The 16,287-nt window shown below is 68.1% G+C and carries 14 protein-coding genes; 7 read left to right on the top strand and 7 right to left on the bottom strand.

Annotation, left to right across the window (positions count from 1 at the left end):
• Window positions 1–47: 47 nt before the first annotated feature.
• The 3 genes from DMB80_RS26650 to DMB80_RS26640 are packed head-to-tail and all read right to left on the bottom strand — an operon-like array spanning window position 48 to window position 3,496.
• Window positions 48–665 carry a BMC domain-containing protein gene (locus DMB80_RS26650; protein ID WP_046362946.1) on the bottom strand — a complete coding sequence of 206 codons (618 nt, stop codon included), beginning with the start codon at window positions 663–665 and terminating at the stop codon, window positions 48–50.
• A gap of 3 nt (window positions 666–668) precedes the next feature.
• Entirely contained in the window at window positions 669–2,192 is a 1,524-nt protein-coding gene (locus DMB80_RS26645; RefSeq protein ID WP_240431405.1) for an aldehyde dehydrogenase family protein, read from the bottom strand.
• Between the two features lie 23 nt (window positions 2,193–2,215).
• Window positions 2,216–3,496 carry a class-III pyridoxal-phosphate-dependent aminotransferase gene (locus DMB80_RS26640; RefSeq protein ID WP_111512581.1) on the bottom strand — a complete coding sequence of 427 codons (1,281 nt, stop codon included), beginning with the start codon at window positions 3,494–3,496 and terminating at the stop codon, window positions 2,216–2,218.
• Between the two features lie 189 nt (window positions 3,497–3,685).
• On the opposite strand from DMB80_RS26640, the gene DMB80_RS26635 reads away from it, so the two are divergent.
• Genes DMB80_RS26635 through DMB80_RS26620 form a run of 4 tightly spaced genes read left to right on the top strand, consistent with a single transcriptional unit; the run spans window position 3,686 to window position 9,537 of the window.
• The gene (locus DMB80_RS26635; protein ID WP_111512577.1) at window positions 3,686–5,215 is read left to right on the top strand and encodes an APC family permease; all 1,530 of its coding nucleotides are present in this window, start codon (window positions 3,686–3,688) and stop codon (window positions 5,213–5,215) included.
• Between the two features lie 22 nt (window positions 5,216–5,237).
• Window positions 5,238–7,490 carry a propanediol/glycerol family dehydratase large subunit gene (locus DMB80_RS26630; protein ID WP_111512576.1) on the top strand — a complete coding sequence of 751 codons (2,253 nt, stop codon included), beginning with the start codon at window positions 5,238–5,240 and terminating at the stop codon, window positions 7,488–7,490.
• Window positions 7,487–7,816: a diol dehydratase small subunit gene (locus DMB80_RS26625; RefSeq protein WP_111512575.1), complete on the top strand. Its 330-nt coding sequence runs from the start codon at window positions 7,487–7,489 to the stop codon at window positions 7,814–7,816. Before DMB80_RS26630 ends, DMB80_RS26625 begins: the two co-directional genes overlap by 4 nt.
• On the top strand, window positions 7,813–9,537 hold the full coding sequence (locus DMB80_RS26620) for a diol dehydratase reactivase ATPase-like domain-containing protein (protein WP_111512574.1): 1,725 nt from the start codon (window positions 7,813–7,815) through the stop codon (window positions 9,535–9,537). Before DMB80_RS26625 ends, DMB80_RS26620 begins: the two co-directional genes overlap by 4 nt.
• 52 nt (window positions 9,538–9,589) lie before the next feature.
• Here DMB80_RS26620 and DMB80_RS26615 read toward each other — a convergent pair whose 3' ends face one another.
• From DMB80_RS26615 to DMB80_RS26600, 4 genes are all read right to left on the bottom strand, one after another.
• On the bottom strand, window positions 9,590–10,231 hold the full coding sequence (locus DMB80_RS26615; RefSeq protein WP_111512573.1) for an MBL fold metallo-hydrolase: 642 nt from the start codon (window positions 10,229–10,231) through the stop codon (window positions 9,590–9,592).
• A gap of 144 nt (window positions 10,232–10,375) precedes the next feature.
• Window positions 10,376–11,248: an LLM class F420-dependent oxidoreductase gene (locus DMB80_RS26610; RefSeq protein ID WP_111512572.1), complete on the bottom strand. Its 873-nt coding sequence runs from the start codon at window positions 11,246–11,248 to the stop codon at window positions 10,376–10,378.
• A gap of 185 nt (window positions 11,249–11,433) precedes the next feature.
• The gene (locus tag DMB80_RS26605) at window positions 11,434–12,504 is read right to left on the bottom strand and encodes an ATP-dependent DNA ligase (RefSeq protein ID WP_205538947.1); all 1,071 of its coding nucleotides are present in this window, start codon (window positions 12,502–12,504) and stop codon (window positions 11,434–11,436) included.
• A gap of 30 nt (window positions 12,505–12,534) precedes the next feature.
• The gene (locus DMB80_RS26600) at window positions 12,535–14,067 is read right to left on the bottom strand and encodes an amino acid permease (RefSeq protein WP_111512571.1); all 1,533 of its coding nucleotides are present in this window, start codon (window positions 14,065–14,067) and stop codon (window positions 12,535–12,537) included.
• Window positions 14,068–14,188: 121 nt separating this feature from the next.
• Here DMB80_RS26600 and DMB80_RS26595 point away from each other — a divergent pair, with 121 nt between their 5' ends.
• The 3 genes from DMB80_RS26595 to DMB80_RS26585 form a co-directional block, all read left to right on the top strand.
• Window positions 14,189–15,193: a putative nucleotidyltransferase substrate binding domain-containing protein gene (locus DMB80_RS26595; RefSeq protein ID WP_111512570.1), complete on the top strand. Its 1,005-nt coding sequence runs from the start codon at window positions 14,189–14,191 to the stop codon at window positions 15,191–15,193.
• A 5-nt stretch (window positions 15,194–15,198) separates the two neighbouring features.
• On the top strand, window positions 15,199–15,978 hold the full coding sequence (locus DMB80_RS26590; RefSeq protein ID WP_240431404.1) for a Fic family protein: 780 nt from the start codon (window positions 15,199–15,201) through the stop codon (window positions 15,976–15,978).
• 15 nt (window positions 15,979–15,993) lie between these two features.
• On the top strand, window positions 15,994–16,287 hold a 294-nt coding region (locus DMB80_RS26585; protein ID WP_111512579.1), incomplete at its 3' end, for a hypothetical protein.

Genomic DNA, 16,287 nt, shown 5'->3' with positions numbered 1-16,287 from the left:
AGAGGTGTATAAGGGACAGGTCTGGCGCAATGCATCCCGGTCGACGCTCATCGCACGCTCCGGGCGAGGGCCTCTTCGGCGGCGGCTGCGGCCTGGCGGATGTCGGACTCGCTACCGGAGAGGTAGACCCGGCCCGTGGCACCGATCATGCGGAAGTCGACGACCTTGATGTCGGCGGCCTTCTCGGCCTCGTTGGTGGCCAGGATCGCGTACGACGCGGGCGCGACCTCGAGCACGTAGAGGGTCTCGCCGGCCAGCACCATGGACCCGATCTTGTTGCGGTTGATCAGGAATGCGTGCTGGGAGTCGATGCTGGAGATGATGCGCGACGCCAGGATCTGAGGCGGTTTGATGGCGTCGGTCCCTGCATCGCCGTCGCGGCCGAGCTCAGCCAGCGCCGCGTCGGCGGCGGACTGCACCGCGTCGGTGTCGCCGTGGAACTCGAGGTAGCCGAACTGACGCTCGACGACGAGCACGCCGGCCTGGACCTCGGCATGCTTGAGGGCGACATCGGTGACGCCTTCGATGTCCAGACCCGGTGCCACCTCGATGATCTGGGCTGCCACCCCGGCACGCGGCAGGGCACCTTTGATCCAGGTACCCAGGTACGACATCGTCTGCGGCTGGAGCCGATCGATGAAGATGAACGAACGCAGTTCAGCCACGGGTCACCTCTTGATCAGTTGGGCGAGTTCTTCGGCCACCATCGCGCGCAGCTCGGCGCGCAGCGCCTCGATGCCCGGGTCGGCGGCGCGACGGGACGCGGTCGGGCGGCTCAGCGGTGCGGCGGGCGCGGGGCCGGACGTGTCGTTCGACGCGCGCGGGTACGCGGGCACCTCGTCGGTGGGGGAGCGCCACGGCGAGAGGCCGGCGAAACTGGGCATCGTCACGCCGGCATCGGCGTTGTAGGCGATCCGCGTCCAGTTCATCAGGTTCTCGGGCTGCAGGTTCTCCCCGATGGAGCTGCGCCCCACGAACCCGGTGCCGATCGTCATCGACGGGGCGAGGTTGGTCTCCAGCCCGGAGCTGCCGGTGCTGTTCCCGACGTTGACCGACACCCGCAAAACCGGCACGTTGGCTGCGAATTCGGTGATGACGGAGGCGCTTTCGCTATGGATGGCAGCCGAGTGCCCGGCCCCGGCGATGCGGACCACCGCACGGGCGGCGCGGATGCCGCGCGGCGCGTCGGCGACCGTAGTCATGCCGAGCACAGGGCTCAACTTCTCGTGGGTGAGCACCTCCTCACCGATCAGGTCGGTGAACGGGGCGATCAGCACCTTCGTCTTCGGCGTCACCCGCAGCCCGATGCGCTCGGCGATCCAGGCGGCGTCGCGGCCGACGACCTCGGTGTTCAGGGCTCCCTCTGGGAACATGTACTCGCGCAGGCGCTGGGTGGCGTCGGCGTCGAGGACGTGGGCGCCGTGGCGGGTGAGCGCCGAGGTGAGCTTACCGGCGATCGACTCCTCGGCGATCAGGACGGATTCGTTGGTGCACAGCACCGAGTTGTCGAACGCCTTGCTCTCGACGATGCGCCGCGCCGCGGCGTCGATGTCGGCCGTCGCGTCGACGAAGACGGGCACGTTGCCCGGTCCCACTCCCAGCGCCGGATTACCCGAGGAGTACGCCGCCCGCACGACGCCGGTGCCGCCGGTGGCGACGATGACGTCGGTGCGTTCGTCGCTCATCATCGCTTCGAGCAGGGGCAGCGTCGGCTCGTCGACGACCGCGACGATGCCGTCGGGGGCACCCGCTGCGACGGCGGCCTCGGCCAGCAGGCGGGCCGCGTCGGCCGAGCATTGGCGGGCCCGCGGATGCGGCGCGACGACGACGGCGTTGCGGGTCATCAGCGCGAGGATCACCTTGAAGTACACCGTGGCAACGGGATTGGTGGTGGGGCAGAGGGCGAGCACGACGCCGGCCGGGCGGGGGATCTCGACGATCTTGCGGGCCGTGTCGACGCGCGGGGTCACGTAGTCCTGGTCGCGATAGAAGTCGACGATGCCGCGGGAGCAGGCGCGGTTCTTGACGATCTTGTGCTCGACGACGCCCATCTGCGTCTCGGCCACCGCGGCCGCGGCGAAGCGTTCGGCGTTGCGGTGCCCAGCGTCGGCGACCGCCTCGACGATGCGCGTCACGGCCGCCTGGTCGTACTCGGCGTAGGCGGCCGCGGCGAAGCGCGCCCGTTCCAGCATCTGACCTGCCTGCGCTACCGATATCACGGCTTCCTCCGTCCGGTCGCGGCCAGCTTCGCCCGTCCGACGGCGACCTCGACGCGATCGAGCACGTCCTCGCACAGTTCACGGTTGAGCAGAAGGCCCGGTTTGAATTGCAGGACACGGGGATCGAGGGTGGAGAAGATCGCCCACACGCCGCCGCGGTAGAGCTCTCGCATCACGAACTTCGCACCCTCGGGGTGGTCGAATTCCAGCCCGATCACCACACCGTTCTGCCGGATTCCGATGAACCAGTCGGGATGGTCGGCCTGTATGCGCGTCAGACCGCGGGCGAAGATGTCGGCGATGTAGTGCACCGAGGAGCGGACCTCGGGGCGGCTGGTGATCTCGAGGGTCTTGAGCGCGGCCACGCAGCCGAGCTCGGCGCCACCGAAGGTGGAGATGTGGCCGAAGCCGTCCTGCTCGAGCCATTGCGCGGCGCGATCACTGAGCAGTGCGGCGGTGATCGGGTACATGCCGCCGGACAGACCCTTGCCGGTGACCATGATGTCGGGCTCGATGCCGTGTTTGGTGATCGCCCACATCTCACCGGTCCGCATCAACCCGGTCTGCACCTCGTCGGCGATGTAGAGCGCGTCGTAGCGGACGCACAGGTCCTTGACCGCTTCCAGATATCCGATGGGCGGCAACGGGAATCCGTAGGTGGCGGGAATCGTCTCCATGATCACCGCCGCGACGTCCCGGCCGCGCAGCGCCTGCTCCATCGCGTCGGTGTCACCGAAGGGCACCTGCACGAACTCGTCAGGTCGGTCGGCGAGGAAGAGTTTGGCGAACCGGTCGTCACCGGTGGCGACCGCCAGCCCGGTGTGGCCGTGGTAGGCCTTGACGATCGAGACGATCTTGCGACGCTGCATCGCATGGCGTGCGCTCTTGAGTGCGATGTCGATGGCCTCACCGCCGCCCGAGCCGAACGCCACCTTGGTCAGCGAGGCGGGTGCCGACTCGATCAGCTTCTGTGCCAGTGCCGTTCGCGCGACCGAGGGGAAGTGGTGATTGCCGACGTCGAAGTACTGCATGCCTTCCGAAATGGCAGCCACCAGTTCGGGATTGCGATGACCGAGGTTGTAGGTGCCGCCGTTGAGGTGCATGTCGATGAGACGGCGCCCGCTCATGTCCCACAGGAAGTAGTCCTGTCGGCGATCGATCACCAGGTCGACGCCGGAATCGGTCCAGAACTGCGTCTTGTCCGGGTTCCAGTACTCCTTGGCACGTTCGAGCACCTGTGCCTTGGATTCGAACGAGAACGTGCCGTAGTCGTACACGAAACTCCCTGTCGTCAGGTCGCGGGGGTTGACCAAAAGCTAAACGGTAGGACCATTTATGTCAACAGGTGCTGTTTGGGGTTGCGCGGTTGATTTGGTAGTGCCAATATGACCTTCGGCTTGCCTGTGGTCTATGCCACAGGGGCTGACCACCATGGGTCTCTCCTTCACCTGGAAGGTGTCGTTTCAATGACAGAAGATGTCGTGCCCCGCCAAACATCGAATGATTCGGTGCAACGGCTCAAGCGCAACGCCGTCGGCACCATCGGGGTGATCTTCATGGCCGTCGCGACGGCGGCGCCGATCACCGCGATGGTCGGCAACGTGCCGATCGCGGTCGGCTTCGGCAACGGCACCCATGCTCCTGCCGGCTACCTGGTCGCCACGATCGTGCTGGGCCTCTTCGCGATCGGTTACGCGACGATGGCCAAGCACATCACGTCCACGGGAGCGTTCTACGGCTACATCTCCCACGGCCTGGGCCGTGTCATCGGGATGGCGAGCGGCCTGATCATCACGATGGCGTACGTGGTGTTCGAGGGATCGCTGATCGGCATTTTCGCGTTCTTCTTCAAGAACCTGTTCGCCAGCCAGTTCGGCATCGACATCCACTGGTTGATCCCGGCGCTGCTGATGCTGGCGCTGAACTGCATCCTGACCTACTTCGACGTGAACCTGACCGCCAAGGTGCTCGGCGTCTTCCTGATCACCGAGATCGTCATGCTGTCACTCGGCGCGATCGGCGTCCTGATCAAGGGCGGCGGCCCGGACGGCTTCGCCATCGCCGAGACCCTCAACCCCATCGGCGCGTTCCAGCCCGCCGCCATCGCCGGCGCCAGCGCCGGTCTCGGCCTGTTCTTCGCGTTCTGGTCGTGGGTCGGCTTCGAATCCACCGCGATGTACGGCGAAGAATCCAAGGATCCCAAGCGAATCATCCCGCGCGCCACGATGATCGCGGTGCTCGGTGTCGGCATCTTCTACGTCTTCGTGTCATGGATGGCGATCGCCGGCACCGGCCCGCAGAAGGCGCTCGAGCTCGCGCAGGACGCGAACACCTCCTCCGAGATCTTCTTCGGACCGGTCCGCAGCACCTACGGCGAGTGGGCCATCACGCTGTTCAACATCCTGCTGGTGACCGGATCGTTCGCCTGCGGGATGGCGTTCCACAACTGTGCGTCGCGCTACCTGTACGCGATGAGCCGTGAGGGCCTGCACGCCGGCCTGCAGAAGACGCTGGGCGCCACGCATCCCCACCACGGCTCGCCGCACATCGCGTCGTTCGTGCAGACCGGCATCACGCTCGTGTTGATCCTCGCGTTCTTCTTCGCGGGCATGGACCCCTACGTGCACATGTACACGCTGCTGGCGATCCTGGGCACCATGGCGATCCTGATCGTGCAGGCACTGTGCGCGTTCTCCGTCGTCGCGTACTTCCACTTCCACAAGAACCATCCGTCCAGCGCGCACTGGTTCAAGACGTTCCTGGCTCCTCTGCTCGGCGGCATCGGCATGCTGTATGTCGTCTACCTGCTCTGGGAGCACAAAGACGCAGCCGCCGGCGCCGCATCCGGCACGTTGCTGTTCAAGCTGACACCATGGATCGTGGTCGGGCTGTTCGTGCTCGGGGCAGCACTGGCGCTGTACTTCAAGTATGCGGACAAGGACCGGTACGAACTGATCGGTCGGATCGTGTACGAGGACAACGAAGTTCGCGACTAGTTTCGTAACAAAGGTGGCTAGCGTGGCAGACGAGTTGGGGCGGTTCCGGGTACTGAACACCAAACCCGTCAACCTCGACGGGTTCAGCGTCCCGGACCCCCGGCTCGGCCTGGCCGCGATGCGCAGCCCCCATGACCCCTCCCCGTCTTTGACCATTCGGGACGGGGAGGTCGGCCCGTATGTGACAGAGCTCGATGGCAAAGGCGCCAGCGAGTTCGACGTGATCGACGAGTTCATCGCCCGCTACGGCATCGACCTCGCGGTCGCCGAGGAGGCGATGGCTCTCGACGACGTGACGCTGGCCCGGATGGCGGTGGACGTCAACGTCCCCCGCGCCGAGGTGGTGCGGCTGATCGGCGGCACCACCCCGGCCAAGCTGGCCCGGGTGATCGCGCTGATGTCCCCGGTCGAGATGCAGATGGCGATGGCCAAGATGCGCGCCCGCCGGACCCCGAGCAATCAGGCGCACGTCACCAACCAGCTCGACGACCCGCTGCTGATCGCCGCCGACGCCGCCAGCGCCGTCGCCTACGGGTTCCGCGAGGTCGAGACCACGGTGCCGGTGCTCGGCGATGCTCCGTCGAACGCGGTGGCGCTGCTCATCGGTTCTCAGGTCGGCACGCCCGGCGCGATGGCGCAGTGCTCGATCGAAGAGGCACTGGAATTGCGGCTGGGGCTGCGCGGGCTGACCAGCTATGCGGAGACCATCTCGATCTACGGCACCGAGCAGGTGTTCGTCGACGGCGACGACACCCCGTTCAGCAAGGCCATTCTCACCTCGGCCTACGCGTCACGCGGCCTGAAGATGCGGGTCACCAGTGGCGGTGGCGCCGAGGTCCTGATGGGTGCGGCCGAGCAGTGCTCGATCCTCTATCTGGAGTCGCGATGCGTGTCGCTGGCTCGTGCGCTCGGGTCCCAGGGCGTGCAGAACGGTGGCATCGACGGCGTCGGTGTGGTCGCCTCGGTCCCCGAAGGGATGAAGGAACTGCTCGCCGAGAACCTGATGGTGATGATGCGCGACCTGGAGTCGTGCGCGGGTAACGACAACCTGATCTCCGAGTCCGACATCCGCCGCAGTGCGCACACACTGCCGGTGCTGCTCGCGGGCGCGGACTTCATCTTCTCCGGGTTCGGGTCGATTCCGCGCTACGACAACGCGTTTGCGCTGTCGAACTTCAACTCCGACGACATGGACGACTTCCTGGTGCTGCAGCGTGACTGGGGCGCCGACGGTGGGCTGCGCACCGTCACTCCCGAGCGCCTCGAAGCGGTGCGCCGGCGGGCTGCCACAGCTGTGCAGGCGGTCTATCGCGACCTCGGCCTCGCCGACTACGACGACGCCCGTGTCGACCAGGTGGTGGCCGCCAACGGGTCCCGCGATCTGCCCGCCGGACACCCCAAGATGGTGGCCGAAGCCGCCGCGTCGATCGAGGCCAAGCAGCTGACCGTGTTCGACGTGATCGCGTCGCTGCACCGCACCGGCTTCACCGACGAGGCGGAGGCGATCACGACGCTGACCCGCGAACGCCTCAAGGGTGACCAGCTGCAGACCTCCGCGATCTTCGACGAGCAGTTCGGCGTGCTGTCCAAGCTCACCGATCCCAACGACTACACCGGTCCGGCAACGGGATACGCGCTCACCGACGCGCGCCGCGCCGAGATCGATGCGATCCGGCAGGCCCGCACCAGCGCCGAGTTGACCGCCGACCAGGACGAGCACCGCGGCCACGTCACCGTCGTCGACGTCGAGCCGGCCCGGCAGGGCAGCGATCCGCGGGAGGTGTGCATCGGCCTGTCCCCGGCCTGGGGGCACAGCGTCTGGCTGAGCCTGTGCGGGTTGACGATCGGCGAGGTGCTCCGCCAGCTGGCGGCGGGCCTGGAGGAGGAGGGCTGTGTGGCGCGCACCGTCCAGGTGCGTTCCACCATCGACGTGGGCCTCATCGGATTGACCGCGGCCCGGCTCTCCGGTTCTGGGATCGGAATCGGGTTGCAGGGCAAGGGAACTGCACTGATCCATCGCCGTGACCTGGCGCCGTTGGCCAATCTCGAACTGTTCAGCGTGGCGCCCCTGCTGACGGCGAAGATGTACCGCGAGCTGGGCCGCAACGCCGCCCGGCACGCGAAGGGGATGGCGCCGGTGCCGATCTTCACCGGTGGCACCGACGAATCCATCTCTGCGCGCTATCACGCGAGGGCGGTGGCACTGGTCGCGTTGGAACGTCAGGCGTGCGAACCGGGGACGGCCCCTGTCACGGTGAAGGTGGAGCGACCATGAGCGAGATCACCGTGGAGAACGCGGTCGACGGAAAGCTCGGGCTGGGCGATCTGCGCATGGATCCCGCCGCGCTGGCTCACCAGGCCGCGGTGGCGGAGCAGGGCGGGAACCCGCAACTCGCCGAGAACTTCCTGCGGGCAGCAGAATTGGCGACCATCGATGACGAAGACGTGATGGGGCTGTACGAGGCGTTGCGTCCGCACCGCTCGACGGCCGAGGAGCTGGAGCAGTTGCGTACCTCGCTGATCGAGCGCGGTGCGCCGCGCTGCGCTGCGCTGGTCGAGCAGGCGGCAGCCGCCTATGCCCGTCGCGGCTTGCTGCGTTGATCCGCACGGTCGCCGGGATCGACATCGGCAACCACACCACCGAGATCGTGCTTGCCAGGGTGGACGGTGGGACCGTCACCACGGTCTCGCACGGGCAGGCACCCACCCGTGGCCGCAAGGGTGGCCATGATTCGCTGCAGGGGGCGGCCGCCCTGCTGCATAGGCTCGAGGTCGCGGCCGGGGTCAACGCTGACGAGCTGCTGCTTTCCGCATTGCGGCCGGTCGACACGGCGACCGCGCCGATCCCGCCGGCGTACTCGCCGGCGGCGCCGGTACGCAGCCTGCGCCGACCGGATGCCAGCACCCCCGCCGGAGCGGGACACGCAGTGGGGCAGCATGTTCGGCTCGCGGATCTGAGTTCATCGTCACTGGACGGGCCGGTGGTCGTGTCCGTCGACGCGGTCACCGACTTCGAGGACGCCGCGCGCGAGATCGGTGCGGCGGTCGCCCGCGGATGGCACGTCGTCGGGGTGGTGGCCGCGCAGGACGACGCCGTCCTGATTCGCAACCGCATTCCGATCGACGTGCCGGTCGTCGACGAGTGCGACGTGGCCGGTCTCGCGCCCGGCGCGCTGGTCGCCGTCGAGGTGGTCGAGCAGGGTCGTGCCTACCGGGCGATGGCCGATCCGATCGCGTTGTCGGCCGCGCTGGATCTGCCGTCGACGTCTCTGCCCGAGGTCGCCGAGTTCTGTCGGGAACTGGCCGATGCGGCGGCCATCGCGGTCACCGCACGGACGGAGGCGGTACCACCGCCTGCGGCTGACGACGACTACGTGGAGATCCACGTCGACGGCGGCACAGTGCGATACACGCCTGCGCAGGCGCACGCCGTGCTGCGTCGCTCCGTGCCCGGATCGGTGAAACATGTTCGTCTGCAGTCGGTTCCGTCCGCCGTGGACGGCCTCGCGGTACACGATGCGTTCTTCACCGATCTGGCGACGATCGACAACGGGGCGTGGTTGCGGCGCGGCGTCGTCGACGCGCACGGGACGGTCGTCGCGCTGCTGGCCGCCGAGGAAGCCGCCGACGCTGCCGCGCGGTTGAGCGAGCTGACCGGCAGGCCCGCCCGCACACTGGCGTCGGAACCCGAGGCAGCGGCCTGGGGGGCGCGCACCACTCCGGGCTTCCCGCCGGACGCGATGGTGTGCGACATCGGTGGTGGCACAGTCGATCTCATCGGAGCCGAGGCGACGGTGGTGGCAGCGGGTGCGGGGGAGTCGATCACCGTGGCGATCGCGCAGGTGCTCGGCATCCCCCAGGCACTCGCTGAGACGGTCAAGCGAACGCCCGCGATTCGCGTCGAGGGTCCGCACGTCGCGCACGAGGAGGACGGCCGACGGGTGTTCCTCGACGCGCCGGCCTCGTCGGATGCGATCGGCCGGTTGTGCACCCGGGGCAGCGCGGGGCTGGTGCCCTTCTCCAATCGCCTTGCCGCCGAGGAATGGCGCAGTCTGCGGTTGGCGGTCAAGCAGGAGACCGTGGCGGCGAACATCGCGCGGTGTCTGACGGCGTTCGACGAGCCGCCGAGAGCCCTGGTGCTGGCCGGTGGCGGCGCACTCGATGACGAGCTGATGCGCACGGTCGCCGAGGCCTTGCGGCCCGCCCGTGTCGTGGTGGGCCGCGCCCACATCGACGGCGTGCACGGACCACGCTTCGCCGTCGCCCGTGGCCTGGTCGCCCTCTACGCCGACCAGACGCGAACTCGAGTGAATCGCCGCTGAAACACTCGAGTTCGCGTCTTTCCCCTACTTCGTGGGGCCCCACCGTCGGTGATCAGCGCCGCGCAGGAAGCGGCAGTCCTGCGATCGCGTGGGCGATGTGGCCGCGCCAGTGCGCGGGTTCGATGCGGTGAACCGCCTCGCCGTCAAAAGCGCTGGAGATGACGACGTCTGGGGTGATATCGGCCAGGACGCGGAGGCTCGCGGCAATCGTGGCGGCATCGGCGGGAGTATGGAAGCTCTCGATGTAGCCGGCACGCCATTCTCCGGCGATGCGGAACAGGGTGTCGCCGGTGAACAGATAGCGGCCCTCGGCGCCGGGCGCCAGATAGCAGACGCTGCCCGGTGAGTGGCCGGGTGTCGGGATGATCTCGATGCCGTTGGCGTCTACATAGCGGCCCGTCACGGGCACGTCGACGTGATGGTGTCTGCTGATCTCGGCGAGATCCCCAGTCGGCGCATGCAGCGTCGAGCCGAACCGCCCCGCGATGCGGCCGAGCGTCGGGCCTGCCTCGTCGCGGTGGCTGAGGTAGTGGTGGCGGACACCGCCGAGCGCGTCGAGTCCGTCGAAGTCGGCGTCGGTCGCCGGCGAGTAGAACAGGATGTTGGCCGGCGTCCACAGATACGCGTGGGTGGTGAGCCCGGGAAGTGGTGATTCGGTGCGGGTTTGGTAGAGGTCGCTCAGTACGCGTTGCATGCCCCCAGGCTGCAACCTCAACGATGCTTCAGGTCAAGTAGGTGCTGGCGAGCAGACGCGAACTCGAGTGAATCGCCGGCGAAACACTCGAGTTCGCGTCTGTCCCCTACTTCGTGGGGCCCCACGCGGAAAGGAGGTGAGCCCTCAGAGCTCGGCGAGTGCCTTGACCGCCGGGGCGATGCTGTCGATCCACGCCGCCGGAGAACCGGTGGGCGGGAACACGATCACCTCGTCGATGCCGAGCTCGGCATAGTCGGCTGCGGCCCTGACGAATTCGTCGCGGGTCTCCGGGGCCGGGCTCAGGTCGTTGATCATGATGGTCTTGCGGATCGCGTCGTAGTCGCTGCCCACATCGTCGCAATGCCCGCGCAGCACTCGCAGTTTGTGCGCGACCTCGTCGGGAGAGGTGCCGAACAGGTTGCACGCATCGCCGTACTTGGCCACCAACCGCAGAGTCTTGCGCTCGCCGCTGCCGCCGATGAGCACCTTGGGCTTGTTGATCGGCTGCGGGTTACACAGCGTTTCCTGCAGGTGGTAGTGCTTGCCGCGGTACTCGCCGTTGTTGTTCGGGTCCCACATCTGGTTGCAGATCTGGATCGTCTCTTCGAGCCGCTCGAACCGCTCGGCCAGCGGCGGGTACGGCACACCGAGGCCGAGGTGCTCGCGCTCGAACCAGGCGGCGCCGATGCCGAACACCGCGCGGCCGCCCGACAACACGTCGACGGTCGTCACCGTCTTGGCGAGCAGTCCCGGGTGCCGGTAGGTGACGCCGGTGACGAGCAATCCGAGGCTGATTCGCGATGTGTGGCCGGCGAGGTAGCCGAGCAGCGTGTAGCCCTCGAGCATGTTGGCTTCGGCGGGCAGGCCGGTCGGCTCGATCTGGAAGTAGTGGTCCATGAACCACAGGGAGGTCGCGCCGGCGTTCTCTGCCGCTGCGCCGGCGCGGGCGAGTTCGGGGCCGATGGCTGTGGTGCCGCCGTCGATGTCGAGGATCGGAATGCTGAGTCCTAGGTCCATGCCTGCTTCAAGTCGCTATCCGGGGCGTGCATTCCGTTTGGCAGCAACTTGACTGTGCCTCCCAGGACGGCCACGTGGCGTCGACCCCCTGCTCGCGAAGAGACATGAACTCGCGCGACACGCCGCCACAGCACTCGAGTTCGCGTCTGTCCCCTACTTCGTGGGGGCCCCACGCGGAAAGAACGTCAGGTACGGCCGAGGCCGGGCACGATGTCGTCGAGCTGGAAGTTCACCGGCCGGTCGATCTGGTCGAACGTGCACGAGTGGGGCTCACGGTCGGGCCGCCACCGGTTGAACTGCGCCATGTGCCGAAATCGCGTTCCCTCCATGTGTTCGTAGCGCACCTCGACGACGCGCTCGGGACGCAGCGGCACGAAGGACAGGTCCTTGCCCGCGTTCCATCGCGAGCCGCCGCCGTGGCGGCGCACCACATTCGGGTCGACGTGCGCCGCCCAGTTCCACGGGTGCTCCTCGAAAGTCGTCACCAGCGGCTGCAATTCGTCGAACAGCGCGCGCCGTCGCGCCATCGGGAACGCACCGATGACGCCGACCGAGGCCAGCGATCCGTCGGCCGCGTACAGGCCCAGCAGCAGGGAGCCGATCGCGTCCGGGCCGGACTTGTGCAGCCGGTACCCGGCGACCACGCAGTCGGCGGTGCGCTGATGCTTGATCTTGAACATCACGCGCTTGTCGGGCTGATAGGTCACCTCGGGCGGTTTGGCGATCACACCGTCGAGCCCTGCCCCCTCGAACGCCGAGAACCAGCCGCGGGCGGTGTCCAGGTCCGTGGTCGCCGGTGTCACGTGAAACACCGGCCCCGACCCGGCGAGCGCCTCGACGAGCGCGGCCCTCCGAAAAGAGAACGGTCGCCCCGTCAGGTCCTCATCATCGAGCGCCAGCAGATCGAACGCGATGAACGCCGCGGGTGTCTGTGCGGCCAGCATCCGCACCCGCGACGCGGCAGGGTGCAGGCGCAACTGCAGCGCCTCGAAATCCAGGCCGTCGCCGGTGGCGATGACGATTTCACCGTCGACCACACAGCGTGGCGGCAGCTCGGCCCGCGCCGCGTCGGCGATCTCGGGGAAGTAGCGCGTCATCGGCCGTTCATTGCGGCTGCCGAGTTCGACGTCGTCGCCGTCGCGGAACAGGATCGAGCGGAACCCGTCCCACTTCGGCTCGTACCACGCACCGGGCGGGATCTCGGTGACCGACTTCGCCAGCATCGGCGAGACGGGCGGCATCACGGGCAGCTGCACCCGCCCAGTGTGGCCGATTCGCCGACGGCGCTACTTCTTGCGCCCCACCAGTGCGTCGACCGGGTCCGGTGCGCCGTCGCGCCCGCGCACCACGCGGTAGGCGGCGTACCCCACGATCAGCGTCAGCGCGACGAAGATGACCGCGAAGTACTGGAGGAACCAGGAATCCCCGGCAGGGTTGTAGACCTCTTGGCGCGGCCAGCCGATGTTGACCACCAGCACGGCACCCATCACGACCGCGATCAGGTTCACGGGGATGCCCCAGCGGCCCAGGTCCATGATCGGCTTCCCGTGCGAGAGGCTGGTTCCGCGCAGCCGGTGCATCAGGGCCGGCACCGTCACCATCAGGTAGGCGAGGTAGACGATCACCACGGACACCGACGCGATCGCGGCGAACACGCTGGCCTGACCGAGGTTGACCAGCAGGACGAGGATCGCCAGCAGGCTGACCGAGATGCCGGTGATGACCGGGGTCCCCGTCCTCTTGTTGACCTTCGCGAGGAACTTGCCGAACGGCAGCCGGTTGTCCCGGGCCATCGAGAACATCACCCGCGACGCCGACGCCTGGATCGCCAGCGTCGCGGAGAAGATCGCGACGGCGACCAGACCCAGCAGCGTCTTGCCGAGCCACGTGTCGAGCTGGCTCTCGATCACCCAGGCCATGCCGCCGTGGGCGAGATCGTCGCCGAGTTCGGGCGCCGACATCAGCGCGGCCAGGATCATCAGACCGCCGCCGACGAAGGAGACGAGCAGCGCGGTGACGATGGCCTTCGGCGCGGTTCGCCGCGGGTCGCGGGTTTCCTCGGAAAGCTCTGCGGCACTGTCGAAGCCGTACATCACGTAGGCGGCCATCAGCATCGAGGCGAGGAACGCCGGCAGGTACTGCACGCCGGTGCCGTGGCCGCCGGTGTCTGCGACGGCCTGCACCGGGCCGCGCTCGGCGGTCAGGAACATCGCGCCGATGATGAGGATGACGCCGACGATCTCCAGCGTCACCCCGGTGACGGTGATGCGGGCCATGAAGCGCACGCCCGCGGCGCTGATGATCGTGCAGAGCACGATCGTGACCGCGCCCAGGATGATGCCGTTGGTCGCGCCGTCGACCGACAGCGGGTCCATGTCCTCACCGACCAGTTGGAATCCGCTCCAGATCGGCGGCAGCACCGTCTGCATCGCGATCGCCAGGGCCGCGATCGACACGATGTAGCCGATCAGCATGAACCAGCCGGCGAACCAGCCGATCGCGTTGCCGGCCAGCCGCCGGGACCACTGGTAGATCGCGCCGGCGACCGGGAACTTGCCCGACAGCTCGGCGAACACCAGGCACACGCAGAACTGGCAGATGAACACGATGGGCCAGGTGAAGAAGAACGCCGGCCCACCGAGCGCGAAACCGAGCGGGAAGAAGGCGAACACGGTGGTCAGGATCGACACGAACGAGAAGCCGGCCGCAAAAGATGCGTATCCGCCGACGCCGCGGTGCAATTCCTGCGTGTAGCCGAGTTCCTCGAGCGTGGAGGCATCCTCCGCGGAGGAGATGGCGGGGTCGAAGCCGGCGGTCATGGCGCTCCTGACATGAGACATTCCTGTCGTGCGACAGAAACGTACAAAGCGATCGTGTGCTGGCCGTTTCGGTTGTGTCACGGCTGTGTGACCGGAGCCTGGACGCGTCACAATCGACTCCATGCCGCCCGGTCATGATCTCGCGCAGACCGTCGCCGCGCTCGACACGTGCGCCGACGAGGCAGGTCTGCGTGCCGAGATCGACCGCGCGGTGGCGGGCCTGACCCGCCGGCCCGAACAGTCGGCGGCGTGGTCGGCGATGCTGCGCCGCGCCGTGGCGGCCGCGGTGCGCCTGGTGGAACCGGCGGACTGGACGTGGTTCGTCTCGGGGAGCGTGGCCCGAGGAGAGGCCGTGCCGGGGTCCGACGTCGAGACGATGGTGATGCTCGGCGACGGGATCGGTGACGACGAGAAGGCCGACCTGCTCACGCGCGCGGCGCAGGTGCACGCGCTGTTGGAGCGCTGCGGGATCGGTGGCGACGCCAACGGCGTGCTGGCCAGTCGGTCGAGGTTCTGCCGTCGGCGGCGCAGCTGGGACGAGGGGATCGAGCGCTGGGCGAGCGAGCCCGAGCGGGACCGGGGCGTGGTGATGACCGGTTTGATGGCCGACGCGTCCGGACTGGCCGGCGCCGAGGACACGTTGCGGGTGGCGGCGAATGCGGCGGCAAGCCGGCACTACGCGGTGCGCCAGGCGATGGTGCAGGACGCCACCGCGGTGCGGGCCACGGTGCCGTCACGCCTGAGGGTGTTCGTCAACGCAGGTGACTCCGTCGACGTCAAACGCGCCGTGCTCGATCCCGTGGTCAAGATCGCGCGCTGGGCCGCGCTGTCGGGCGGCTCGACCGCGCTGGCCACCGCACAGCGGCTCGACGACGGCGCCGCCGCCGGGGTACTGGACGGCGACGACGCCGCGACGCTGCGCGAGTGTCACCAGTGGTTGACGCGGTTCCGGTGGCAGGGGCGCGTGGCGAACCTGCAGGCCGGCCGGGCGGGAGGGGACGTCGTCACGCTCGGGGAACTCTCCCCGCAGGACCGCGCCGCGTTGCGCGGCGTCGCCCGGGAAGTGTCCGGGGTGATGCGCACATTGTCCTACCTGTCCTCGATCTCGGCGTTCGCCGACGGCTGATGTCGATGGACTCCGAAAAGGACACAGAGCACGCCGTCGCGACGACGGTGGCCGTGCACCGCATCGAGGGGTGGCGCCCCGAGCCCGAGCACTTCGACGCGCTGGCCGCGATCGTGCGGGGAGAACTCGACTGCGACGACCAGCTGGCCGCCTACCGGGACCGGCACCCCCCGCCGGTCCCGCAGCGCCGGCGACTGCGGCTGGGGCGACCCGCACCCTACCTGCTACCGGGAACCACGGTGCTGCGCAACGAGTTCGGAGTCACCACCGCCGAGGCGCTCGCCGACCTGGAGTACATGACGTCCGCGGCGCGCATGGCGGAGTGGCTGTGCCGTCAGCCACCCGACCAACCGCTCGACGTCCGCGACATCCACCGGCACCTGTTCGGCGGGGCGTATGCCTGGGCGGGACGCTACCGGACCGTCGAATTACGCCGCGGCAAGCACTCTTTCGGTTCGGTCTCGATGATCGACGACGCAATGGCCGCGGTACACGACCGGGCGCGGCAGCTGGCGGGCGAAGACCTCGACCCCGCCCGGCTGGCCTACGAGCTCGCGCGAATCTACGCCGCATACAACCAGATTCACCCGTTCCGGGAGGGAAACGGACGCACGGGTGCGCTCCTTCTGATCGGCATCGCGGCGCGCTGTGGCCGCCGCCTCGACTTCGCCGGAATCGAGCGCGCCGACTGGTATGCCGCGGCGATCGACAGCATGCCGCTGCGCCGCGACGGCCGAGCAAGCCACCGGCCGTTCCTGTATCTGCTGAATCGGGCCGTGCAATGAGCGCATGATGGAGGAATGATCCGATACGCCGTGTGCGTGCCGCTGGCCGTGCTGCTCGCGGCCCCCTGCGCGGCTGAACCGAGCTCGGCGGCAGCCGTCATCGACGAACTCAAGGATCAGGGATACGACGTCGCGATCAACTGGGTGAGCGGCAGCAGCAGTCGTCCGCTGTCGGAGTGCCGCTCGCTGGGTGTGCACAATCCGGATCTCACGGGCCCGCCGCCGGAGACGTTCACGACGGTCTACGTCGACGTGTCGTGCCCCAACGATCACGACGACGGGGGTGTGTGGATCGAGGGGGGCCTGGGC

This window comes from Mycobacterium kyogaense (genome assembly GCF_003254575.1).
Classification (GTDB): Bacteria; Actinomycetota; Actinomycetes; order Mycobacteriales; family Mycobacteriaceae; genus Mycobacterium; species Mycobacterium kyogaense.
The sequence above is the reverse complement of the archived record's forward strand: the minus strand, read 5'-3'. Positions and strand labels throughout refer to the sequence as shown.

Bases quoted from the DNA above. Each gene is read 5' to 3' on its own strand.
- DMB80_RS26645 (WP_240431405.1), bottom strand. From the start codon at position 2,192: ATGCTGGAACGGGCGCGCTTCGCCGCGGCCGCCTACGCCGAGTACGAC.
- DMB80_RS26635 (WP_111512577.1), top strand. From the start codon at position 3,686: ATGACAGAAGATGTCGTGCCCCGCCAAACATCGAATGATTCGGTGCAA.
- DMB80_RS26625 (WP_111512575.1), top strand. From the start codon at position 7,487: ATGAGCGAGATCACCGTGGAGAACGCGGTCGACGGAAAGCTCGGGCTG.
- DMB80_RS26615 (WP_111512573.1), bottom strand. From the start codon at position 10,231: ATGCAACGCGTACTGAGCGACCTCTACCAAACCCGCACCGAATCACCA.
- DMB80_RS26610 (WP_111512572.1), bottom strand. From the start codon at position 11,248: ATGGACCTAGGACTCAGCATTCCGATCCTCGACATCGACGGCGGCACC.
- DMB80_RS26600 (WP_111512571.1), bottom strand. From the start codon at position 14,067: ATGACCGCCGGCTTCGACCCCGCCATCTCCTCCGCGGAGGATGCCTCC.
- DMB80_RS26595 (WP_111512570.1), top strand. From the start codon at position 14,189: ATGCCGCCCGGTCATGATCTCGCGCAGACCGTCGCCGCGCTCGACACG.
- DMB80_RS26590 (WP_240431404.1), top strand. From the start codon at position 15,199: ATGGACTCCGAAAAGGACACAGAGCACGCCGTCGCGACGACGGTGGCC.